Source organism: Paenibacillus agri (assembly GCF_013359945.1).
GTDB classification, from domain to species: Bacteria; Bacillota; Bacilli; order Paenibacillales; family Paenibacillaceae; genus Paenibacillus_AQ; species Paenibacillus_AQ agri.
Genome location: NZ_JABWCS010000183.1, coordinates 1 through 23,443, shown reverse-complemented (window position 1 = coordinate 23,443; position 23,443 = coordinate 1). Strand labels below are relative to the sequence as shown.

The following is a 23,443-nucleotide window of genomic DNA, read 5'->3' as shown; positions in this document are numbered from 1 at the left end:
ACCGCATGGCCGTACACAAAATTGAGCATGTCGGGATCAAGGTCTCATCTCTCGAGACCTCGATTGATTTCTATCGCGACGTCATTGGCCTGACGCTGGCCGAAACGGTCGGTAAGCCGGGAGACCGTCTGCGACTGGCCTTTCTCTCTTTTCCGGGACAAGCCTCTGTCGAAGTCGAGCTGATTGAGTCTCTGTGGGAGGGCCTGCCTGATGAAGGCCGGGTCAGTCACATCGCCTTTACGGTCTCCGATATCGAGGCAGAGTACCAGCGAATAGAAAGTCTTGGCCTTGAGGGCCTGACCGCTATCCGCCAATTGGAAAGTGGCAGCCGGTTTTTCTTTTTTGACGGACCGGATCATGAAAAAATTGAGTTTTTTGCATCCACCCGCAAGGTCTAACAGCAGCTAAATTTTACTATCAGAGAGGAAGATGTAATCATGACTCAACCTTATCCATTGAAATTTCAACCAGAATTCAAAGAACGCGTGTGGGGCGGACGTGCCCTGGAGAAATTCGGACTGGACCTGCCAGAAGGCCACATCGGCGAAGGCTGGATGATTGCTGACCATCCCAACGGAACTTCTTCCGTGGTTAACGGAGACCTTGCCGGACAAGGGCTGGATCAAATTCGCGAGCAATTCGGACGGGAATGGTTCGGAAGCAAAGGTATTTCAGAAGCAGGCGGCAGATTTCCGCTCCTGATCAAACTCCTGGACTGCAACGACAATCTCTCCGTACAGGTACATCCTACCGATGATTACGAAGGATTACCGAAGGGCGAACTGGGCAAAACAGAAATGTGGTACGTTCTTGACGCCAAACCGGATGCGAAAATCATCTACGGATTGAAAGAAGGCGTTGACCGCGAAACATTGCGTCAAGCACTGGAGAACGGTACAGTCATGGACACGCTGCAAGAAGTCTCTGTATCGGCAGGCGATACATTCTACATCCCGGCCGGAACAGTACATGCCCTGTGTGCGGGTGTTGTTGTCGCCGAGATTCAACAGAACTCGGATACTACATACCGTATCTACGACTACGACCGTCCGGGTCTAGACGGCAAGCCGCGTGAGCTTCATGTCGAGGATTCCCTTAACGTAACGGCCTACGAAGGCGCGGGAGCCACCTCCATGAAGACTGACAGTGCAGTCCCTGGAGAATGGCTGCAGCTTGCTGCCTCCCCTTATTTCATTGTAGAAAAAGGGATTGTGCAAGGCGAATGGAATCTCGCCACTACTCCGGACAGCTTCACTATCCTGGTCATCTGTGAAGGCAGTGGTCATCTGACCTGGGAAGGCGGATCACAGCCTTACGCCGCAGGCGAATGCTACCTGTTGCCGGCTAATCTGGGGGCTTACGGAATCGAAGGCCAATCCACGGTGCTTCGCTCCTATTTGCCATAAGGCTTCTTAATTCCAGTGTCTTTGCCCACAATCTTTTTCAGGAGGAAGGGCTATGTTGGAAAATAGTTTTACAATGACTGATCCCATCGGGGTCGATATACATGTCTATGAATGGCTGCCGGAGCCCGGTGCTACTGTCAGAGGCATCGTGCAAATCTCGCATGGGATGGCCGAGACGGCGGCCCGCTATGCCCGCTTCGCGAAGGCGCTGACGTCAGCGGGATATGCCGTATACGCCAATGATCACCGGGGCCATGGTAAAACAGCAGGCCAAGTGAATCTGCTTGGCGATACTGGTGAGGATGGCTTCTACTGGATGCGTCGTAATTTGCTACAGGTCGCCGAGATTGCAACCTCCAGGCATAGAGATCTGCCGATCTTTCTGTTTGCACATAGCATGGGCTCCTTTCTGGCCCAAAAGCTGATGTGCGAAGAGGGCAGTTCCACCTATGCCGGGTATATTCTGAGCGGTACCAACGGACCGCGCAGTATGCTGAGTATCGGGGAATCCCTGGCCAACCTCCAGTACCGCCTTCAAGGAGAACTGCATCGCAGCGTGTTGTTAAACGGCCTTGTATTCGGCAGCTACAACCACGGGTTCTTGCCGGCAAGAACCCCCTTTGACTGGCTAAGCAGCGATGCGGATGAGGTTGACCGCTTTGTATCCGACCCTTTTTGCGGCGCGATCTGCACCACCCGCTTTTTCCGCGATTTCTTCCGGCTGCTGCGTGATATCCATTCCGAGACATCACTCGCCTCCTTATGCATAGACAAACCAGTGTATCTGTTCTCTGGGGAACTGGATCCTGTCGGCATGAAGGGCAAAGGTGTGCTAAAGCTGGTAGAGTTGTATAAAAACAAGGGAATTCAGGATGTGACTTGCCGGTTATACCCCGGAGGGCGGCACGAGATGCTAAATGAAGTTAACCGCGATCAGGTTACCGCAGATCTACTGGATTGGCTGGTGCATCATCTTCCCGCCGGGAAGGCACTGCTACAGTCCTAATCCTAGATAAACAAAGACAGGCTATTCCTTAATTAAGGAACAGCCTGTCTTTTTACAAATCGCTATAAATCTACTAATGCTCCATTCTTTTAATTTATATATATGATATCATTTTTATTGTACAACACTGCTTCTAATCGCCACGGTCTATCCTCCTTAATAAGGAGGTGACACGAATGGAAGTCAAGGATGCTCTAACTTTAATGTTCGCTTTTGGCATGTTTATACTCGCGTTGCTCGCCTATCTAAAAAAGAAATAGACCGCCCCGGCAAGGTAACGGTCTATTCCAGTCACAAGCGATAACGGCCGACTGCTATGAAGCAGTGGTTGTACGCTGGGAACCGTGTTTGCCGCACGGCTCCTTTTTCATACCTATTATAGCATAGTCCATATTATTACATAATCGGTAGCCAGATCATTCTGAATGTATAATGTTTCATATGAAGTCAATATGTCACAGCTGTCTTTACTTCGCAGGCTGTAAAATATCTCATATAACAAGGAGGTTGGTATACATGAATGATTCAGACGGGCTGATGCAAATCCTCGACTACTACAATGCGGGTAGAGAAATTGGACGTCTTGAGCATGGCATCGGTGTTATAGAATGGGAACGTACTAAAGAGATTATCTCCAGGTACATTTCTACTGACAAAGGTGATAGAAAAGTCATCTACGATATCGGCGGAGGCATAGGCGTTTATTCCCGATGGCTGGCAGAAATGGGACATGAGGTTCATATGTTTGAGCTTGCACCCAAAGCCGTTGAATATGCACGGTCCTTGCAAAATTCCGGCCAAATCGTCCCCATTCATACCATTGAGGTTGCCGATGCCCGAAACATTGCGCGGCCTGATCATAGCGCGGATCTTGTATTACTAATGGGACACTCTATCATTTACCTGAACGAGAAGAACGAATGGCAGCGCTACATGAAGCCAAGAGAGTTCTAAAACCCGGCGGAATTATTATTGTCTCTGCGATTTCCCGCTTTAGTTCAACCTTATGGGGATTATCTGTATACGGCGGGCAAAACGACTATTTGGAAGATCCCGTTTTTTCAGCAATGATTACACAGGAACTGACAGATGGTCAGCATATTCGGCCAGAGGCTTATCCTTCTTTTATCTCCCGGGCCTTTTTCCACCTGCCTGAGGAATTGAATAGCGAACTTGCCGAAGCAGGCTTCATGGACACTAAGACGTTAGCTGTTGAAGGGCCGGTGTGGATCGTACCTGCACTAGCTGAGAAGTGGAAGAACGCACACAGTAGAGCGGAACTACTGAAACTATGTTCACTGATAGAAGAACAGGAAAGCCTGCTGGGGATGAGTCCGCATATGCTAGCTGTCGCCAGAATATGAACTTCTATATGATGCTCCGGTCACCTTTACCCTTGAACCTTATGAGATCAAGACATTACTACCAAGGTACAATTTGCAGCTCTGGCCATTTATCCGCCCACTTCCGTGCTTTGCTGAGGTAGATCGTTTCATTGATCAGCGCCTTATTCGGACGAACAGTCAATCTAAACAAATCCTCCAGACCGTATGGGGCATAAATCTGCCAACTACCATCCCTGTTCAGCCTTGCACCCAAGCAGGTTGCTGTTGTTGGCCATGTATCAAGCGCCGCCTCCAATGTAGTGTAAGGCTTAAGATCTATTCCGAATTTATCGGGGTACCAGAGATGGACACGGGCCTGATTCTTCATATCAACAGGAATAGGGATGTCAGCGAACAACGCCTTGGCTTTCAAAATCATTGCATCTTCGCTTTCGTAGCTGAGATCAGCACTGTCGTAATAGACGATATCGATATCCTCAATCCCGTAGTTCAACGGCCGTTCAGTCAGCTCATTCCAGACCGTCTGGACAAGACAGCCTGCACCAATGTAATAAGGGTGGGGTTCCAGCGTCTGGGCGCCGTGAAATAAGTTCATCAACCAGGAGCTTCCGGTGATAATTTCAATTAGTCTTTGACTCAACTCTGCATCCTCAGCCGGATTTTTTGATGTTGAGTTGCTGAGCAGATCATACTGGAGAATTCTCTGCATGCCCTTTTCCCCCTTCCTTCCTCTTCCCTAGACCAAGGGCATGGTATAATACTTCGGCTTTCCGCTCTCATCCTGCTGGTACAGCACGATGAGCAATGTGCTCCCGCCCGCCTTAGCATCGGCGACAAGAGTGGAGATGTCCGCCTGTGCAGATGCCTGGGCGAACACTTCCTCTCCCGCCAGGACAGCAGCTTCAGCCCCGCCTGGGGCTGTGGCGGTGTTCCCGGTTCCGGTGGCAGCTTCGGCTCCGACAGTCATGCCCTCATCAGCCCGTAATCCGCTGATGGACGCCAGCACTTCATCAAGGGGGAAGGACAGCAGTTCCAGCACGGCATATTTTTGCAGCTCGCGCTCATTAATCTCCATCCTTGCCCCTGAAAGTTCCCTGGACAGCATTTCTGGATTCGCAGCAATCTGCTTCAACCAAGCACCCCACTGTGACTTGCCGATCGTAGGCTCCCACCAGATTTTACGCGGCTTGTACTTGTGTCCAAGGAAATAGTCGAGCTTCATGAGTCCGGTGATGATATCCATTGACGGTGTGCCGCGCTCTGTGAGGAAATCATGCAGCCTGCTGAACAGGTCCTCCAATTGATGCCCGATCTTCTGCCAGCCTCGTTCCTCCCAGTAGTCTCCGAATTCCTGAAAGAAGTCAAAGGGCGATGGAAACACATGACGAATCAAATACTTAATGGAATGATCCAGCCGGTGGCTGTTCCAGTATTTCTCCAGCACATCCTCCAGCCGTTTCAGACGGATAATGTCGCCGAAGGTCATCACATGACTGCTCAGTATTTCATAAGGAGCGTTCTCCATATACGTGTACTCATATTTGGCTGCCTGCGCACGCAGTCCGGTGCCGCGCAGCATTTTCAGAAAGCCCAGCTGCAATTCTTCCGGCTCCATCGCAAACACATCATTAAAGGTCTTGCGGAACGTTGCGTAATCCTCCTGCGGCAGTCCGGCGATCAGATCCAAATGCTGGTCAATATTGCCACTGGCCTTAATCTTCATGACCGTACGCGACAGCTTCGCAAAGTTCTGGCGGCGTTTGACCAGTTCATTCGTTTCATCGTTGGTCGACTGCACGCCAATCTCGAACCTGAAGATCCCCGGCGGCGCATTTTCCGCCAGAAAATCCAGCACCTCTGGCCGCATAATATCCGCCGTAATCTCAAATTGGAACACACAGCCCCGGTGATTATCGATCAGGAACTGGAACATTTCCATCGCATAATTGCGGTTAATATTAAAGGTTCGATCAAGGAACTTGATAATCTTGGCTCCATTGTCAATCAGGTAGAGCAGGTCAGACTTCACACGCTCAATATCATAATACCGGACACCGACCTCAATACTGGACAGGCAGAATTGACAGTTAAAGGGACAGCCCCGGCTGGTCTCAAAATAAACGATCCGCTTGCTTAAGTCCGGCAGATCATCGGGAAACCGATGCGGCGTGGGCAATGTGTTCAGATCGCTTTTCGGCCTAGGCGGATTGACGATCAGTTCCTCTCCCTTGCGATAAGCCACACCATATACAAAATGGAACTTGTGGTCGTCCCGCAGCTCCTGGAGCAAATGATGAAACGTCTCTTCGCCGTCACCATTGACTATAAAATCAATACCAGGCTCGCGCTTCATCCAGTACAGCGGCTCATAAGACACTTCCGGTCCGCCAAGCACAATCGTCACTTCGGGCATGACTTTCTTGAGGATAGCGATCAGCTTGATCGTCTCCTCGATATTCCAGATATAGCAGGAGAATCCGATCACATCCGGACGTCTCTGGAACAGGTCAGATACCATATTCATTACAGGGTCCTTAATTGTGTACTCCGCCAAATGAATATCACTGAATTCATGCTGACTATACGCCTTGAGCAGGCGAATCGCTAACGAGGTGTGAATGTACTTGGCATTTAATGTAGCCAGGATGATTTTCATGCGCAGCGCCCTCTTTACATGTCATTTTGGAAAAACTCAAGGAACGGCTTGCCATACTTGCGGTATTTCACTTCACCGACACCCTTCACCCTCAGCATTTCCGCTTCGGTCTGCGGGCAAACCACACTCATCTCACGCAGAGTCGCATCATTGAAAATAATGTAGGACGGCACATGCTCCCGGCCTGCCAGCTCGCGCCGAATCAGGCGAAGCTGCTCGAACACCGTCTCGTTAACTGCCGACGGCGACAAATCGCGGACCCGGCTGCGATCACGTGAGCCTGAAGATGACCCGGCCCGCGATGGCCGCGCCACCCGCTGCAGCACCTGACGCTGACCACGCAGCACCTCCGCAGCCGGAAGCTGCAGGCGAACCACCGGATACTGTCCCTCCGACAGGGCCAGATATCCTTCCGAGATCAGCACGTTGATGCTCTCGGTAATCTCCTTCTCCGTCCTTCCGGACATCGCACCATGGGTGGGCAGCGACTCGAAGCCGTATTGCAGCACCTTCTGATTACGGGAGCCTTTCAGCACAGAGGCCACCAAGGCAACGCCAAAGCGCTCACGCATGCGATGAATGCAGGAGAAGATTTTTTGCGCATCCACCGTCATGTCCACTAACTCACGCTCATCGGTACAGGAGCTACAAATACCACAAGGCTTGTCCTTATGGACCTCGCCAAAATAATCGAGCTGAGCGCTGCGCAGACACCGGGTGGAATAACAGTATTCGATCATCTGCTGAAGCTTGCGGTATTCATTAGCTTTGCGTTCCGGGTCCTGCGGATTCTGCTCGATCAGGAATTTCTGGGTCATAATATCCTGGGCACTGAACAGCAGAATACACTGACTCGGCTCACCGTCCCGTCCGGCACGGCCTGCTTCCTGAACGTACGCCTCCATATTCTTCGGCATGTTGTAGTGAATGACATAACGGACGTTGGACTTGTCGATCCCCATGCCAAACGCATTCGTCGCCACCATTACCCGGATGTCATCATAGAGAAAACCTTCCTGGCTTTCCGCCCGTTCCTGGTCATTCATACCGGCATGATAACGTCCAGCAGCAATCCCGCTGCTAAGCAGCCGTTGATACAGATCGTCAACGTCCTTACGGGTCGCCGCATAAATAATGCCCGGCTGGTGTGTATGCGAAGCCGCGTAGTCCATTACGAACTCACGCTTGTTCTCGCCGCGCAGGACGGACATCGCCAGATTGTCTCGCCCAAGTCCGGTCATGAAGACACCCGGCTCGCGCAAGCGCAGCAGACGGACGATATCCTCCATGACCTCCGGCGTAGCCGTCGCCGTGAATGCCGCCAGAATCGGCCGCTGTGGCAGTTCATCTACGAATGGCGATACGGAAAGATAGCTGGTACGGAAGTCATGCCCCCACTGGGAGACACAGTGCGCCTCGTCCACAGCTACACAAGAAATGGACAACCCCGCCATTTCCAAGCGGAACCAGTCCAGTTCCAGGCGTTCCGGTGCGACATATAGCAGCTTCAAGTCGCCCCGGCGCGCCGCCCGGATGCGTTCATTGACCTCCTTGCCGCTGAGCGTACTGTTGATATACGCAGCCGGGATGCCCGCCGTAGTGAGCGCATCCACCTGATCCTTCATCAGCGAGATCAGAGGAGAGATTACCAATGTGAGGCCCGGCATCAGCAGGGCTGGCACCTGATAACAGATGGATTTCCCGCCCCCAGTAGGCATAATCCCTAGTGTGTCGCGGCCTTCCAGCAGATTTCCGACGATTTTCTTTTGACCCTCCCGAAAATCGGGATAGCCGTAATATTTTTGCAGTTCAACCTGCGCCTGTTCCATAGTAGGTGCTTGCATAGTCATCTCTATCATAACTCCTTAGATCTATCTCTCTTTAGTTTACCGGGCATGGGAGTAATGAGCAACCGCCCAACCACATTTCCGGTTCCCTTTCTTCTTTTGAAAAAAGCACATAAAAAGACTAGGTTTGAGCCAAGCTTTATATAGAAACTATATCATAGGAAGGCGGCGCGACCTGTGGAGGATTGGAAACAAAAATACCTGTCTTTCAAAGAAAAACAGAACAAACAGCAGTTTTCCGCGAGTCCCGCCAAGGAAGTGAAACTGGGAATCAATCTGAAGCAAAATCTGCAGGATATCCAGCAAGTGCTGGGCGAAGACGGCGATCTGGTCGTTCGTCAGTTCCAGCTGTACGGCAGGCAGGATGCAGCAATTATATTCTTGTCTTCGGTAGTAGATGAGAACCAGCTTCATGAATATGTACTCAAGCCATTGATGACTGAACCGGAGGACATCTCAGTTATTCCTAGTGCGATGGATGCTCTTGCCGATTACATCTGGAATATGACTGTGCATGTTGCTAAGGGAGGCCGGTTATCGGAACTGTACGCCCTCCCTGGCACCATCATCCAGGGGAATGTTGCAGTTCTGGTAGAGGGGATGAACCAGGCACTTTATTTCAGCTTGAGGCAGATCGAGAAGCGAAGCATTGAACAACCACAGACAGAACAGATTATTCGCGGCTCCCGCGAAGGATTTATCGAGAATCTGGAGTCGAACCTTTCCCTGCTCCGCTACCGTCTCCAAACTCCGGACTTCCGTGTTCAGACCTGCCCGCTAGGTGTTCGAACTCAGTCGCAGGCCGCAGTCTGCTTCATCGAAGGCATTGCCGAGCCGAGGCTTATTGAAGAAGTGCTGCGCAGGTTGTCGTTAATTGAAGCCGACAGCATTATTGACGCCGGATACATTGAACAGTTTATTGAAGATCAACCGTTATCCCCGTTCCCTCAGGTGCAGCCGACCGAGCGTCCCGACAAAACCACAGCCGCACTGCTGGAGGGCAGAGTAATTATCTTGGTAGACGGTTCGCCTTTTTCTCTGATTGTGCCGGCACTTTTCAATCAGTTCTTTCAGACTCTTGACGATTACAATGAACGTTTTATTGTGGGCAGTCTGATCCGTATCATCCGGCTGATTGCCTTGATGTTCTCCCTGTTCTTCCCCGCATTGTATGTAGCCGTCATCTCTTTCAATCCCGAACTCATGCCTACCGAATTCGCAGTAGCCATCTCCGGCGGAAGAGCTGGTGTGCCTTTTCCGGCTGTATTGGAAGTACTAATCATGGAAATCTCCATGGAAGTGCTGCGCGAAGCAACCATTCGGCTGCCGCAAATGATCGGCGGAGCGTTATCAATTGTAGGTGTCCTTGTCGTCGGACAAGCGGCGGTCTCGGCGGGCCTGTCCAGCCCAACGACAGTGGTCATTGTCGCTCTGACCACCATCGGCTCTTTTGCCACGCCAGCCTATAACGCAGCCATTGCCTTGCGAATGCTGCGCTTCCCCCTGATTCTGCTGGCCGGTCTGTTCGGTCTGTACGGAGTAATGATTGGCACGATCTTTATCGTCAATCATCTGTTGTTTCTGGAATCCTTTGGCGTACCTTACATGATCCCTTACATGCCAGCCAAAATAAGAGATATGAAAGATGCGCTGGTCCGCGCACCCTTATGGTGGATGAGACAGCGCCCCAGCTTTTTAAATGCACCTGATCCTACCAGGCTTGCCCGGCATACCCCTCAGACCTATACAGAAAAGATCTTTACCGAGGAAGGTGATTTGGATGAACAACCGCCCCATAACCACGATGCAGGCCGTGGCGGTCATCGTTAGTACGATTATCGGTATAGGCATTTTAACCTTTCCCCGCTTTATGGCAGAGGCTGGGGACAGTGGCGCTCCTATGGTGACAGCTTCCGGCATTTTCATCGCATTCATCGGCTTCTGGTTTACAGCCTCAGTATGCCGCAAATTCCCGAACGAGACCTTATTCATATTCAGTCGCCGTCTGGTGGGTGCAGGACTCGCGGATTTTCTCACTGGTCTGATTGTAGTATTCTTCGCCTTCTCCAGCGGTATCACCATGCGACAATTTGGCGAGGTATGTGTCTCCGTGATTTTCAAGAAGACCCCCATTGAAGCCGTGATCCTCCTGATGCTGCTGCTCGGTTGCCTATCTATCCGCCGAAACATTGTCAAATTCACATACATACACGCCTTCTATCTGCCCCTCATTTTACTCCCTGTTCTGATCATCATTCTTGTATCTTTGAAGGAAATAGACGTTCTGAATTTGTTGCCGGTAACCGGCAACCAGTTGACTCCCCGCAAATTCACGACAGGAATGCTGACTTCCGCCTCACTGTATCAAGGGACTTTTATCCTGACGCTGCTGGTTCCTTTCATGAAGAAACCCCAAAAGGTGATGAAAGCCGGCGCAAGTGCCTTGCTGCTGATTGTGAGCATCTATGTATTAATAGTTATCGTATCCGTAGGCATGTTCGGCGCGCAGGAGACACTTCTACTCTTTTACCCTACTCTGGAGACGGCACGTTCCATCTCCCTTGGCGCAGGCCTGCTAGAGCGCTTTGATGCCATTTTTATTATTGTTTGGGTCATTTCTATTTTCACTACTATATTCTCCAACTTCTATATGGCTGCCTATGCCTTCAAGGAACTCGCCCGTTTCCAGGATCATCGACTTGTTGCCAGCTTTCTGCTGCCATTTATCTTTGGTTCCTCGCTCCTGCCGGATAATGTCTTTCAAACTTACGATATCGCTTCAGCAACAGCCATGTTTGGTCTGATCCTGTTGACCTTCTATCCTTTTCTGCTGTGGCTCACAGCTACTATTCGAGAAAAAAGGGGGCGTTCTGCATGAATACACACATCTGCCGCTCTTTACCCTTGTTCTTGGTTCTATTGATGCTGACTCCCCTGCTCACTGGCTGCTGGGATCAGCTTGAGATTGAAGACCGCGCACTTGTATTAGGACTATCTATTGACAAGGTTGCTGAAGGAACTCATCCCGAGGATGATCAGGTCACGCATCTCAAGGACACCATCAAACTTCCAATGATTCGGGTGACTGCCCAAATTGCTGTTCCTGGCAGGGTACCACTGGGGCCAAGCAGCGGGGAGAGCGGCGGTACGGGCAGCCAGAACCCCGTCTGGGTCGTCCAAGTATACGGACTCACACTTGATGATGCCATGAACAACCTGCAACAGCAGATTTCGGATCCTCGCTACCTGATTCACCTGCGGGTGATCATCATCAGCGAGGCGTTTGCCCGCAGCAGCTTAGAAGACTTGAATGATTATCTGCGCCGTAATTCTGAGGTCCGCCGTCAGACCTGGATGCTGGTCTCGCAAGGGGAGGCTTATAAGTTCATGGATGTTAACCCTCCTCTTCAGCGCGTTCCTACATTGTATATTCTATCTATGATGGAGAAGGCCGTAGAATCCGGTAAATTCCCGGCCGATTATTTGGGTGCTTACTGGTCATCGGAATCAAAGTGGGGCCAGAACGGCTATCTGCCCTATATCGAAATGCGCGATAACAAAAACATTTTTATAAAGGGGCTCGCTTATTTCAGCAATGGTGTCATGGTAGGTTCTACAATCCCCATTGAAATAGGCGCATTCATGGCCATAAAAGGCATTGACGTTGGCGGCTACTCCGTACTCTTTGAGTCCAAAGCGTTTGGCCCTATCATGATCAAGGTTGTTAAGCGATTTACTAAAGGAAGTGTTCATATTGTGGATGGGAAGCCCCAAATCACTTATAAGATCTCTCTTGATGCCATGCTGGACGAGCATCTGAAAGAGTCCGTGAGTATCAATACCGATGCGAAGCTGAAAGTAATAGAAGCTGAATTGAAGGAAGGCTTGAGCAAAATCCTCAATAGTCTAATTGATCAGACGCAGAAGAAGCATTCCGATATTTTGGGAACTGGAGAGAAAGTCCGGGCCTTTAAACCTGGTTTCTGGAAAGCCAATATCCATAGCAAAAACGATTGGGAGCTGTTATATTCCAAGATTAATATTAATTTCAAGCTTGATCTCAACATCCGAAGAATCGGTCTCAAAATAGAATAGGATTATGCTAAATCCAGTGGAGTCTTTCTAAGCACAGAAAGGAGTTCCCTTATGTTCAATACTTTGATCTTCTCAGCGATCACCCTGCTCATTTCAGGAGGCCTGCTGCTGACCGTAGATACCAAAATTTATGCCGTAGGCCATATGAAAAAGGAGAAGAAATATGCCCGCCTCTTCGGCTGGATACATCTTGGCCTGTTCATAATCTTCATAGCGGCGATCCTCTTCTATATCTGATTACAACAATAGTAATTCTTCAGAGCCCATGGTATATTGAAGAGTACAATATCAGAGGACGGAGAATGCATACATGAACACAAGACGAAATCCCGGGGAGACCTCTGCAAGAACTGCGAAGCCTGCCCATAAAAGTAAATCCCAACACAAAGCACAACCCAAAGCAGGGGCCAGAACCCATAGCAAACCTAACAGCAAACCAAGTGCTAAGGCGAAAACACCGGCACCACCAAAAACCTATACAGTAACCGAGCCAGCGGAACTGCTATCCTTTTTGCTCAGTCACATCAGTGGACGTGGACGCAATGCGATCAAATCCATCCTCGCCCGTGGTCAGGTATCGGTCAATGGCAAGACGACAACCCAGCATAATTACCAGCTTCAACCGGGCTACAGTATTGTGATCGAAACGGAAAAACCGGTGCAGCCGGAAGTGCTGAACGGACTCACCATTGTCCATGAGGACGATGATATCATCGTGATCCAGAAGGATGCGGGACTGCTGTCCATTGCTACCGGAGAGGAAAATGAAGTGACCGCCTACCGTCAGCTTATGGAGCATGTCCGTCGCAGCAACCCGAAGAATCGAATCTTCGTCGTACACCGTTTGGACCGCGACACCTCAGGAGTCATGATGTTTGCCAAAAGCGAACGGATCCAGCAGGCCCTGCAGAATACCTGGAAAGATACTGTGAAAGAACGCTCTTACGTGGCGCTTGTTGAAGGAGCAGTTAAAAAACCGGAAGGCACCGTCAGCTCCTGGCTGAAGGAAACCGCTACGCTCAAGATGTATTCCAGCCCTTATGAAGGCGACGGCCTTCACGCGGTTACCCATTACAAGCTGATCCAGTCCAATCGCCACTTCTCCCTGCTGGAGGTACAGCTGGAGACGGGGCGGAAGAATCAGATCCGTGTCCACATGGCCGACATTGGCCACCCTATTGCGGGCGACAAGAAATACGGAGCAGAGACCAAAACCGTAGGCAGACTCGGACTGCATGCCCGTGTTCTATCCTTTGTTCATCCGGGAACAGAAGAATTACTGACCTTCGAGAGCCCGATCCCTAAAGCGTTCCTGAAGTATACTTCGCCTGAGCCGATAAAATAAAAAAAGTCTGTCCCATCAAGCTATCGACATAGCTGAGGGACAGACTTTTTCTATGTTTAAGCCTTACTCCACTTTACCGCCCTCTACGACCAGTTGATCGGTAAAGCCTTCCCCGTATACCTCTTTCAAGGTCTCGTTATACGCCTCGTGAATGAATTTTTCCTTGCCCAGCGTGCCCAGCTCGTTGTTAATCCAGTTCAGCAGTTCCTTGTTGCCCTTGGCTACCGCTGGAGCAATGGTGTCCTGGCCGCCGAACTCGGGGATGCTAACTGTAAAGCCGGGATTGGACTTAGCCCAGGCGATCAGCTCGGTATTATCGTTGGCAATCGCCGCGCCGCGTCCATCTTTGAGTGCAGCGAAAATTTCTGTGTATTGGTCAAATTTCAGCAGCTCCACGTCCGGATACTCCTTGGTGAAATAAGATTCAGCCGTTGTGCCTTTAGCGACAATCAGCTTCTTGCCCTTCTCCTTCAGCTGATCAATGGCAGTGATCGGCGCACTGTCCGGCGATACAATCCCGAAGGACAGCTTCATGTACGGATCAGCAAAATCGACCTTTTCCTTCCGTTCATCGGTCACCGTGAAGTTCGCCATAATAATATCTACTTTATTGGATTCCAAATACGCTACACGGCTGGCGGCGTCCACCAGAACAAACTCCGCCTTGGATTCATCGCCTAGCAAGTCCTTCGCAAAACGCTTGGCAATATAGACGTCGAATCCCTGGTTTTTGCCCTCCGAATCTACGTAACCAAACGGTGGTTTGTCCGCGAATACACCAATCCGGATTTTGCCGTTCTTCTTCAACTGCTCAATCGAAGCGAACTTGGAGGAGCCGGTACTGCCACTGTTCTTGTCCTCGTTGCCATTGCCGCAAGCCGCAAGACCCACCACTAGCAAACTGGTCAACACGATAGTCGTTAACAACTTTAATCCTTTTCTCATCTCTCTTCATCTCCCTTAAGTCTATAATTTGTCGTACTGAAATATATCCAGAAAATGCTGGGCACGTTCTGTCGACGGTGAGGTGAAAAACTGTTCCGGTGAAGATATCTCGCAAATTTTTCCTTGATCCATGAAGACAATCCGGTCCCCGACAGACCTGGCGAATCCCATCTCATGGGTGACGATAAGCATCGTCATTCCCTGCTTGGCCAGTCCCAATATGACTTCAAGCACCTCGCGCACCATTTCGGGATCGAGTGAAGCTGTCACCTCATCAAACAACATAATTTCAGGATTCATACACAGTGCCCGGACAATGGCAATCCGCTGCTTTTGTCCTCCAGACAACTGGCGCGGGTAGGCATCCTTACGGTCGAGCAGTCCCACTCGCTCCAGCAGCTGCTCTGCCTGCCGCTGCGCTTCGTCTCTGCTGCGCTTCTGCACCTTCAGCGGGCCGAGCAGAATGTTCTCGATGACCGTCATATGCGGGAACAGCTCGTAATTCTGGAATACCATGCCAATATGCTGCCGCACCTCGCGAAAATCTACATCAGGCTTCGCCAGATCCTGACTTCGATAATGAATCCTTCCGGCCTGGACAGGCTCCAGGCCGTTAAGACATCGTAGAAAGGTGCTCTTCCCACAGCCAGAGGGGCCAAGAATGACGATCACTTCGCCTTTGCCCACTTGCAGGTTGATCCCCTCCAGCACTTTACGGTCACCAAAGCTCTTTTCCAGTCCCTCTATCTCCAGCAAAATTTCCTCCGGGTGTGTCATCGCTATCTGTCCTTCCTAAGATCTAATTTTGCCATCGGCGCTCTGCCCGCTTGGATAGTCTGGATAACGGATAACAGACAAGAAAATAAAGAATGAAGATGAATCCGTATACCCAAAAGGATGCCGTCGGCGCTTTGATCACGCCGAGCTCTATAATCTGCTGTCCGATCTTCACCACTTCGATCACTCCGATCAGCACGACCAGGGAAGTCGTTTTAACCATCCGTGTTGCCAGATTAATCGCCCCGGGCAGCATTCGCCGCACGGCCTGCGGAATAAGAATATAGCGGTATAACTGCCGGGTGCCGAGGCCAAGCGCCTTTCCCGATTCCAGTTGATGACGAGGCAGGGATTCCAGTCCTCCCCGAACAATGTCGCCGATTTCTGCCGCACCCCAAAGGCTGAACACAAGGATGGCTGTCACTTCCCCGTCTATATCAATGCCGAGCAGCGGAGAGAATCCGAAATGCACCACGTACAACCAGACCAGGATTGGTATAATTCTGAAAGCCTCTAAATATAATCGTAAGATGGCCTTCAGCGGCCGGGAATTCAGTGTTCTCAGCAGACCCATAATGGTCCCAAGCACTACACCGATAATAATGGAGATAAATGCAATTTCTATCGTGACCAGCAGACCGCCCAATAGGCGCTCAAAATTGGAGCCTTCAAACAACACCCTAATCCCCGAATTCTGCATATCGTACCTTCCTTTCCACCCAGCTCAGCACCAGCGACAGTGGCAGCACCATCACCAGATAGGCCAGCACCAGCAGCAGCAGCGACTCCGCCGTCTTGTAATACATGCCGATGAGATCCTTTGCCACATTCATCAGATCCATCAGAGCGATGGCTCCGACAATGGACGTCTCTTTGAGCAGGAATATTACATTAGCCCCCAGTGACGGAATACTGATCGCAAACGCCTGCGGCAGGATCACATATCTCGCCAGTTGAACCTTGGACAGCCCAATACTTAGACCGGATTCTATCTGAGTTCTCCCCACGGCTTCGATCCCACTACGGAATGCTTCTGTCATATAACTCCCTCCGAGAAAAGTCAGACCGATGATGGCACAAGCCGTCTCACTCAGATGAACACCGACCTTAGGCAAGCCATAGTACAGGAAGAACAGTTGCACCAGCAGCGGCGTATTCCGGGAAAGCTCCACATAAGCAAGGATCACAGAACTAACGACCTTGACCTTGTAATATAAAATCACACTGAACACCAGGCCGATCAGCAATGAGAATAAAATCCCCCAGAAGGCTAGCTTGAAGGTCAGCCACATCGCGGCACCATACAGCGGCAAGCTCTCTATCATAAACTCCCAATTTAATTGCATATGCACACCCACTCTGCCCCCGAAAATATAAACCATCATTAAATATTACTATTCTTATAGCTTTTATTGGTTATATAGATACACTAACTCTATGTACCATATGTATCATTGGATTTACCTATCTTCTCTACCTATCTTTGAATCTAGAATATCTCTTAATTAATTCAATTTTAAGGAAATAAATTACATCCTGCGACACTTATGATATTCATATAATTCCAACTTGTCAACTAAGTTTTATGCATTTTTAACCCTGTCTAGCGGCATGTTACAATAAAAATAAAAGTAAGAAGGTGCCCTCATGTTCCATCCTACCGTCTTTGATAATATTAAAATCGCTATCGAGAACCAAATTTACGACTACGACAACCTGGATGGACTCCTTATTGTTACAGACCGGTCAGATCTGCTGGATCTGGCGATCATGTCCCGGGAATTTATGCTTTCCTTCCAGCTTATCGGGAACCGGAATATCACCTCCGAGATTGTACTTCGTTCCTCTGTAAAAGAGCTTAGCGATGAAATTCTGGAGACGCCGGGAAGCGATCCCGGCTGTCATCTGCTGCTACGCTTTTATATGCAAATTAGCGATGCCTCTAAGGAATGCCCGGTTATAGCCAGTGCACTGAATACCATTTGGGGGCCGGATCTGCAGCCAGTGCAGTCCTTGTCTTTTATATATGGTCAGGAAGAGGATAGCTATCATAACTGCATTGAATTACAGTTCAAGCGGCAAATTACTGAGGAACAGATGGAGGATATTCCGGAGCTGTTGAAGCATGTCTTGCAAAGTGCCGAATCACTCGGAAACTTATAGTTTCTACTCTGCAGCCAAACTCTAATCAAGAATGGAGAATGTCACGATGTCATTTCTGCCTTCTGCCAAAGAAGCTCGCTGGTTTCGGTGGATGGGGATTTACAGTCTGCTGCTGTGGCTGCTGCTCTGCCTGAATCGCTTCGTCTTGCTCGGACGGCCTTTTGAAGCTGTACTTCTGCTGCGGTTCGCCCTGTTTGCCCTTACGATATCCGCTGTTCTGCATACCTTCGGATGGCTTGGTGCCCGGTTGGTCTGGATGATGGCAAATGTCGGGATTGCCGCAGGCTTTCTTGTGATGTTCACTTACAGCTCCAGAGAAATGTCCGGCTGGCAGGATCTTACGGGGTTTTTCGCTTTCTCTGTATTATCACTCGGAGGCTTCGTCTTCGGGTTGATCGTAGAAGGCATCGTGCGGCTGGCCAAGTGGTGGAGAAATTCCTAGTTTCACACGTTGCAACTACATGTGGAGGTGATATCTTTGTCTAATGCCATAATTACCAAAAATGCGCTGGCCCACTCACTGAAAGGTCTGATGGAGCATACTCCGCTGAACAAAATAACCGTCAAGCATCTTGTAGATGACTGTGGACTGAACAGACAGACCTTCTACTATCATTTTCAGGATATTTTTGAGTTGCTAGGCTGGATCTATACTACAGAGGCGCTGGAAAGCATCGCCCAGTATCGAAGCTTTAATACGTGGACGGACTGTTTCTATAGAATATTCTGCTATATTGAGAGCAACAAGGCCTTCTGCTGCAACACCCTGGATTCCTTGGGCCGGAATCATCTCGATGCCTATCTTTATTCAGTGACCCATGACATGATCATGGGGGTGATTCGTGAGCTGTCCGAAGGACTGGAAGTGAGTAGTACCGATAAAGAATTCATCGCTAACTTTTACACACTGGCTTTTACCGGATTAGTCATCCAATGGATAAGGAACGGCATGAAGGAGCCACCCAAGCAGATTATAGAAAAGCTAAGCGAACTGCTTGAGGGAAACTTTGTTAAAGCCCTGCACACGTATGGGAACAAGTCGGCTCCATCCCTATAGATCTGATTCAAATTTGATTTTACGAAGCAGTCGTTCTTAAGAATGCCTCGCGAAGTTCTTTGAATCCTGTCTAAAAACTAGACACTTTCCCTCAAGTGACCAAAATCCCGACACTTCCAAGGTTTTGATTATACTCACGCTTCCCGCCTTGTATTACATTAGGGGTGTGATTACAGCAACCCTTTGGAGGCGATAGTTGTGAGAGAAGAATACCGTGATAAACAGGTCTATTTTGTAGGTGGAGGTATTGCGTCCCTGGCCGGCGCATCTTACCTGGTCAGAGACTGTGACTTTCCCGGACAGAACATTCATATCATTGAAGAAATGAAAATTCTGGGTGGTAGCAACGACGGGGCTGGCGACGAAGAGAATGGCTATGTAATCCGCGGTGGGCGGATGCTCAACGATGAAACTTATGAGAATACGTGGGAACTGCTGACATCGATCCCATCCATCGACCGGCCTGGCCTGTCAGTGCGGGATGAGATCCTGGCCTTCGACATGGCCAACCCGACTCATTCCAACGCCAGACTGGTCAATAGCCGAGGCGAGGTAGAAGATGTTCTATCGATGGGCTTCGACATGGCTGACCGCTTGACACTAGGCAAGCTAATCATCACACCAGAGGAGAAGCTGGGCAAAGCGCGGATCAACGACCTGTTCGGCCCTCATTTTTTCACAACGAATTTCTGGTTCATGTGGGCAACCACCTTCGCCTTTCAGCCGTGGCACAGTGCGGTTGAATTCAAGCGATACATGGTACGCTTCATCCACGAGTTCCCGAGAATTCAGACCCTGGAGGGCGTAACCCGTACGCCGTATAACCAATACGACTCTATTATTTTGCCAATGCATAAATATCTCGAAGGCTTCGGTGTAGATTTTACCCTGAAATGTACCGTAACTGACCTGGAGTTCAAGGACGGCGACGGCATTACTGTAACCCGGATGAATGTGCTGCGCCAAGGTGTAGCGGATGTGATCGATGTAAAAGAAGGCGATCTCGTCATCATCACCAACGGCTCCATGACCGAAGGCTCCAGCCTCGGCTCTATGACTGAAGCGCCAAGTCTGAACGGCAAGGGCAGCTCCTGGAAGCTGTGGGAGAATATCGCGGCCAAGAAGCCTGGTCTCGGTAACCCTTCCTCTTTTGCAGATCATGTGGACGGCTCGAAATGGGAATCCTTCACGGTCACCTTCAAGGACAGCAAGTTCTTCGATCTTATGGAGAAATTCACACGTAACCGTGCCGGTACCGGCGCCCTGGTCACCTTTAAGGAATCCAGTTGGCTCATGTCGGTTGTGCTGGCCTTCCAGCCCCACTTCCGCAACCAGCCGGAGCATGTCCGGGTATTCTGGGGTTATGGCTTGTTCCCTGACAAAGTCGGCGACTTCGTGAAGAAGAGAATGTGCGATTGTACCGGGGAAGAGATCATGGAGGAATTGATCGGTCATCTTCATTTTGAAGCACACCGGGAAGAAATTATGGCCACCGCCAACTGTATCCCGTGCATGATGCCTTATATCACGTCCCAATTTATGCCGAGACTGCACAGCGACAGACCGCAGGTGGTACCTGAAGGCTCCACGAACCTGGCCTTTATTGGACAGTATTGCGAAATTGCAGACGATGTTGTTTTCACTGAAGAATACTCTGTGAGAGCCGCCAGAATCGCCGTATACACGCTGCTGGGCATCAACCGCCCAATTGAACCGATCACCCAGTATCAGTACGATGTGCGAAGCCTGTTCTCAAGCTTTATTACTTCTTTCAGATAATGGCCTAGATTTTATTCATATGCCAAAAAGGCGAAAGAGCGAGGGATTTCCTTCTCTTTCGCCTTTTTTATGTTCCGAACACCAGATTACAGACTGCAGGAGCCGTCTACACAACCGTCATCGCCAGCTGTTTGACCTTGGCCTTTGTGTTGGCCCACAACCTGTAGCGCCGGAGCTTCCTGCTCTTCTGCCCACACAGTGTCCAGCACCTCTGAGAAGACCGGTCCAGGCTGTGCGCCCGATACAGCATACTTATTGTTGAAGACAAAGAACGGCACACCAGTAATATTCAAGCGGGCACCCTCCTCGATATCCGCATGAACTTCGGCGCTGTACGCATCAGATGCCAGCATCGCCGCAGCGTCCGCCTCATCCAGTCCCACTTCGCCAGCTAGCTTAACAAGCACACCCCGATCACCCAGATTCAGAGAATCCGTGAAGTAGGCGCGCAGCAGGCGTTCGGTCATCTCGGCAGCTTTTCCGTGCTTGGCTGCATAGTGACTCAAACGATGACCGTCGAATGTGTTCGTATGCACCATAGTATCAAAACGGAAATCCAACCCTACACCTTGGGCCTGTTCCGTCAGCTGTGCATTCATAGCCTTGGCTTTATCCAAAGTCATGCCGTATTTCTTAGCCAGCATTTCGTGGATGGTCACATCGCCGTCAGATTTAGCATGGGGATCCAGCTGGAAGCTGCGGTAGATCACCTCAACTTTATCACGGCCTGCAAACTGACTCAGTGCGTGCTCAAGTCTTCTTTTTCCTATATAACAAAACGGACATGCATAATCAGACCAAATATCTATTCTCATCGTTATAACCTCCCAAATGATCCTTCACATCTTTCACATCTTTCACATCTTTCACATCTTTCACCCATTAAGTCACTTACTATTATATAGTTAAAGACTTGAAATTACAAACTTATAAACCGTTGACAATGGCTGTGTAGATTGAACTTAAGATTTTAACATGAATAAGTTGCGGAAAATGTTTGGACTTTTCTGAAAAAAGTAAACGAAAGTGGTATATACGCTCTTCTTCGGCGGGGAGTAGAATGGGGATAACGGAAATTTCGGATGAATAGCGGGGAGCGCTCCCCCCTGGAAGGAGACAGCGGCATGCATGATTTATCTATCGTGATTCCAACGCGCAACCGGATAAGTGACCTCACGCGATGTCTTGAATCTATTGCTGGACAAGTTCAGCTAGAGGACATCTCTATAGAGCTGCTCATTATGGATGACGGGGACATACCGGAGGAGACCCTGGAGCAGTTCCGCAACATACTTGCTGGGCTGCCGCAGACGAAGCTGCGATATTATCGGAAGACCAAACCAGGCGTCTGGCTCTCACGCTATGAAGCGGTGAGTCTCGCCGACGGCGACATCCTCTTAACGTTCGATGATGATGCCGAACTGGACGATCCCCTGTATATCCGCCGTATGCTGGATACCTATGCAACTGATCCTGGCATCGTCGGCGTTGGCGGTATCGCCAAGGGGCTGTCCAGCAGTCCTTCGGGCAAGCTGCTCGGCCGACTGACCTGCCAAATGTCAGGCTCACCGGGCAAGCTATCCGCGAGCACGCTCGCTGGCTCCCTGCTTCTATGGGGAGAAACGAAGGAGACGTTTGAGACCGATTTTTTTCATGGCTGCAATATGTCCTTCCGACGATCTGCCCTAAAGGATATGAAGCCCTACCCCTGGATGACCAGCTATGCAGTAGCTGATGATATCTATATGTGTCATTTGGCCAGCCGCTACGGCAAACTAGTCATCAACCCCCAGATGAAAATTATGCATCACGAATCCCCCAGCTCCCGCGACAAAGCAGGACGCGTTGCCAGAGCGACCGCGGTCAATCATTATTATCTGCTGAACCTGCGCCAAGCTCCGCTAACCGGTTATGCTGCCCTGCTCTGGACACTTACCTATTTAACAGGGAAATCAACGCTAAAACGCAACACGAGTGCTGTTTCCGGTTATATCCAGGGCATCCTCTTCGTATTAAATCCCCGCAAGAACAAGTACAGGGAGTACATGATAGACTAATCTCCTATTGTATGGATGCCTTATGTAAAATAAAAAAGTTTATTGCCCTCACCTTGAGGCCTGGAACCATGTGGTTCCAGGCCTTTTTCTGCACCCGGACGAACATACTTGCTGCCTGTTTATCCGGGTGCAAGATAGAAGGTATTGACTACTCTTATCATCAGGGTTATCCCCCAGAGTGAAGATTGCTGATCAGAAGTATCCTTCTCTTCCATAGCAGTTCCTCATGTCTGATATGACAAGTTTCCCGAGGTACATGGTGAATGAATAGTGCTTAATTGGCATTTTCCATCACTCTACGCAAGTTGAGTAATAACAAGGTGTGCAGAGACTGGCCTTGTACCCCCAGCAAGAGGAGTGATCGTTAGCGCTGTTGAGTTTCCAGCTGGATTTCGTACAGTGAGTATTGAATTGACAAGTGTTGTGGTTACAAGAGCCATTTCAACGATCTGGGAAGTGCCTGTGGCGCGCCCGACCACCGTATAAGCCAAGTCAGCACCGTTCAGCGTTAAGATCAGTTGCCCTGCTTCCGATACACTCACTTGGAACAGCACCTGATAAGTGCCAATAACGGCCAAGTTAAATGAACTGGGACCCGTTCGGAGAATAGAAGTACCACTTGTAGGCCCATCTTGCGGAAAACTTACATCTGTACCTGGAGCAACCGTCGCTGCATTATCAGGAGGCATCAAGGCAAAAAAATCGGCAAAACCTAATACTGTTGATCCTGTTGCACCCGTTACACCTGTTGCTCCCACTGGGCCTGCCACCCCGGCTACTCCCGTCGAGCCTGTCGCTCCTGCCGGACCTGCCACCCCGGCTACTCCCGTCGAGCCTGTCGCTCCTGCCGGACCTGCCACTCCGGCGGCTCCCGTCGAGCCTGTCGCTCCTGCCGGACCTGCCACTCCGGCGGCTCCCGTCGAACCTGTCGCTCCTGCCGGACCTGCCACTCCGGCGGCTCCCG

24 protein-coding genes and 1 pseudogene are annotated in these 23,443 nt (G+C 50.1%); 16 read left to right on the top strand and 9 right to left on the bottom strand.

Annotated elements, in window-relative coordinates:
• The first annotated feature begins 5 nt into the window (after positions 1-5).
• The 6 genes from HPT30_RS02900 (at position 6) to HPT30_RS29800 (ending at position 3,776) form a co-directional block, all read left to right on the top strand.
• The gene (locus tag HPT30_RS02900; protein WP_175369996.1) at positions 6-398 is read left to right on the top strand and encodes a VOC family protein; all 393 of its coding nucleotides are present in this window, start codon (positions 6-8) and stop codon (positions 396-398) included.
• Positions 399-437: 39 nt separating this feature from the next.
• Complete coding sequence (locus HPT30_RS02895) at positions 438-1,406, top strand: type I phosphomannose isomerase catalytic subunit (protein ID WP_066373211.1); 969 nt, start codon at positions 438-440, stop codon at positions 1,404-1,406.
• A 52-nt stretch (positions 1,407-1,458) separates the two neighbouring features.
• Complete coding sequence (locus HPT30_RS02890; protein WP_175369995.1) at positions 1,459-2,412, top strand: alpha/beta fold hydrolase; 954 nt, start codon at positions 1,459-1,461, stop codon at positions 2,410-2,412.
• 176 nt (positions 2,413-2,588) lie between these two features.
• Entirely contained in the window at positions 2,589-2,672 is an 84-nt protein-coding gene (locus HPT30_RS29810; RefSeq protein ID WP_139084961.1) for a putative holin-like toxin, read from the top strand.
• Positions 2,673-2,928: 256 nt separating this feature from the next.
• A complete protein-coding gene (locus tag HPT30_RS29805) occupies positions 2,929-3,366 on the top strand; it encodes a class I SAM-dependent methyltransferase (RefSeq protein ID WP_246316900.1) in 438 nt (145 codons plus the stop codon).
• The gene (locus HPT30_RS29800) at positions 3,333-3,776 is read left to right on the top strand and encodes a Rossmann-fold NAD(P)-binding domain-containing protein (protein ID WP_246316899.1); all 444 of its coding nucleotides are present in this window, start codon (positions 3,333-3,335) and stop codon (positions 3,774-3,776) included. Before HPT30_RS29805 ends, HPT30_RS29800 begins: the two co-directional genes overlap by 34 nt.
• Before the next feature lie 58 nt (positions 3,777-3,834).
• Here the strand turns inward: HPT30_RS29800 and HPT30_RS02875 are convergent, their stop codons facing one another.
• Genes HPT30_RS02875 through recQ form a run of 3 tightly spaced genes read right to left on the bottom strand, consistent with a single transcriptional unit; the run spans position 3,835 to position 8,264 of the window.
• Positions 3,835-4,467 carry a nucleotidyltransferase family protein gene (locus HPT30_RS02875; protein ID WP_175369994.1) on the bottom strand — a complete coding sequence of 211 codons (633 nt, stop codon included), beginning with the start codon at positions 4,465-4,467 and terminating at the stop codon, positions 3,835-3,837.
• Between the two features lie 27 nt (positions 4,468-4,494).
• Positions 4,495-6,414: a B12-binding domain-containing radical SAM protein gene (locus HPT30_RS02870; RefSeq protein ID WP_175369993.1), complete on the bottom strand. Its 1,920-nt coding sequence runs from the start codon at positions 6,412-6,414 to the stop codon at positions 4,495-4,497.
• 14 nt (positions 6,415-6,428) lie between these two features.
• Complete coding sequence (gene recQ / locus HPT30_RS02865; RefSeq protein ID WP_175369992.1) at positions 6,429-8,264, bottom strand: DNA helicase RecQ; 1,836 nt, start codon at positions 8,262-8,264, stop codon at positions 6,429-6,431.
• Between the two features lie 174 nt (positions 8,265-8,438).
• On the opposite strand from recQ, the gene HPT30_RS02860 reads away from it, so the two are divergent.
• The 5 genes from HPT30_RS02860 to HPT30_RS02840 all read left to right on the top strand — a co-directional run bounded on the left by HPT30_RS02860 (position 8,439) and on the right by HPT30_RS02840 (position 13,701).
• Entirely contained in the window at positions 8,439-10,091 is a 1,653-nt protein-coding gene (locus tag HPT30_RS02860) for a spore germination protein (protein ID WP_175369991.1), read from the top strand.
• Positions 10,042-11,139: a GerAB/ArcD/ProY family transporter gene (locus tag HPT30_RS02855; RefSeq protein ID WP_175369990.1), complete on the top strand. Its 1,098-nt coding sequence runs from the start codon at positions 10,042-10,044 to the stop codon at positions 11,137-11,139. The genes HPT30_RS02860 and HPT30_RS02855 overlap by 50 nt, the downstream gene beginning before the upstream one ends.
• Positions 11,136-12,356, top strand: coding sequence for a Ger(x)C family spore germination protein (locus HPT30_RS02850; protein WP_175369989.1), 1,221 nt, complete (start codon positions 11,136-11,138; stop codon positions 12,354-12,356). The genes HPT30_RS02855 and HPT30_RS02850 overlap by 4 nt, the downstream gene beginning before the upstream one ends.
• Positions 12,357-12,407: 51 nt before the next feature.
• Positions 12,408-12,593 carry a CLC_0170 family protein gene (locus HPT30_RS02845; RefSeq protein WP_175369988.1) on the top strand — a complete coding sequence of 62 codons (186 nt, stop codon included), beginning with the start codon at positions 12,408-12,410 and terminating at the stop codon, positions 12,591-12,593.
• A gap of 73 nt (positions 12,594-12,666) precedes the next feature.
• On the top strand, positions 12,667-13,701 hold the full coding sequence (locus HPT30_RS02840) for an RluA family pseudouridine synthase (protein ID WP_175369987.1): 1,035 nt from the start codon (positions 12,667-12,669) through the stop codon (positions 13,699-13,701).
• Between the two features lie 63 nt (positions 13,702-13,764).
• Here the strand turns inward: HPT30_RS02840 and HPT30_RS02835 are convergent, their stop codons facing one another.
• Genes HPT30_RS02835 through HPT30_RS02820 form a run of 4 tightly spaced genes read right to left on the bottom strand, consistent with a single transcriptional unit; the run spans position 13,765 to position 16,769 of the window.
• Positions 13,765-14,646, bottom strand: coding sequence for a cysteine ABC transporter substrate-binding protein (locus HPT30_RS02835; RefSeq protein WP_175369986.1), 882 nt, complete (start codon positions 14,644-14,646; stop codon positions 13,765-13,767).
• Positions 14,647-14,667: 21 nt separating this feature from the next.
• A complete protein-coding gene (locus HPT30_RS02830; protein ID WP_281364450.1) occupies positions 14,668-15,423 on the bottom strand; it encodes an amino acid ABC transporter ATP-binding protein in 756 nt (251 codons plus the stop codon).
• A gap of 22 nt (positions 15,424-15,445) precedes the next feature.
• On the bottom strand, positions 15,446-16,123 hold the full coding sequence (locus HPT30_RS02825; RefSeq protein WP_175369985.1) for an amino acid ABC transporter permease: 678 nt from the start codon (positions 16,121-16,123) through the stop codon (positions 15,446-15,448).
• Positions 16,104-16,769 carry an amino acid ABC transporter permease gene (locus tag HPT30_RS02820; protein WP_175369984.1) on the bottom strand — a complete coding sequence of 222 codons (666 nt, stop codon included), beginning with the start codon at positions 16,767-16,769 and terminating at the stop codon, positions 16,104-16,106. Before HPT30_RS02820 ends, HPT30_RS02825 begins: the two co-directional genes overlap by 20 nt.
• Before the next feature lie 301 nt (positions 16,770-17,070).
• On the opposite strand from HPT30_RS02820, the gene HPT30_RS02815 reads away from it, so the two are divergent.
• From HPT30_RS02815 to HPT30_RS02800, 4 genes are all read left to right on the top strand, one after another.
• Entirely contained in the window at positions 17,071-17,586 is a 516-nt protein-coding gene (locus tag HPT30_RS02815; protein ID WP_175369983.1) for a hypothetical protein, read from the top strand.
• 46 nt (positions 17,587-17,632) lie between these two features.
• Positions 17,633-18,028, top strand: a complete 396-nt coding sequence (locus tag HPT30_RS02810) for a hypothetical protein (protein ID WP_175369982.1) — start codon at positions 17,633-17,635, stop codon at positions 18,026-18,028.
• Positions 18,029-18,055: 27 nt separating this feature from the next.
• Positions 18,056-18,643, top strand: a complete 588-nt coding sequence (locus HPT30_RS02805) for a TetR-like C-terminal domain-containing protein (RefSeq protein ID WP_312876281.1) — start codon at positions 18,056-18,058, stop codon at positions 18,641-18,643.
• 198 nt (positions 18,644-18,841) lie between these two features.
• The gene (locus HPT30_RS02800) at positions 18,842-20,422 is read left to right on the top strand and encodes an oleate hydratase (RefSeq protein WP_175369980.1); all 1,581 of its coding nucleotides are present in this window, start codon (positions 18,842-18,844) and stop codon (positions 20,420-20,422) included.
• 86 nt (positions 20,423-20,508) lie between these two features.
• Here the strand turns inward: HPT30_RS02800 and HPT30_RS02795 are convergent, their stop codons facing one another.
• Complete coding sequence (locus HPT30_RS02795; protein WP_175369979.1) at positions 20,509-21,237, bottom strand: DsbA family oxidoreductase; 729 nt, start codon at positions 21,235-21,237, stop codon at positions 20,509-20,511.
• Between the two features lie 309 nt (positions 21,238-21,546).
• Between HPT30_RS02795 and HPT30_RS02790 the strand changes: the two genes are divergently transcribed.
• Positions 21,547-22,479, top strand: coding sequence for a glycosyltransferase family 2 protein (locus HPT30_RS02790; protein ID WP_175369978.1), 933 nt, complete (start codon positions 21,547-21,549; stop codon positions 22,477-22,479).
• 296 nt (positions 22,480-22,775) lie between these two features.
• On the opposite strand, the pseudogene HPT30_RS30325 reads toward HPT30_RS02790, so the two are convergent.
• Positions 22,776-23,443 (bottom strand): annotated as a pseudogene (locus HPT30_RS30325) (collagen-like protein); the annotation flags it as partial.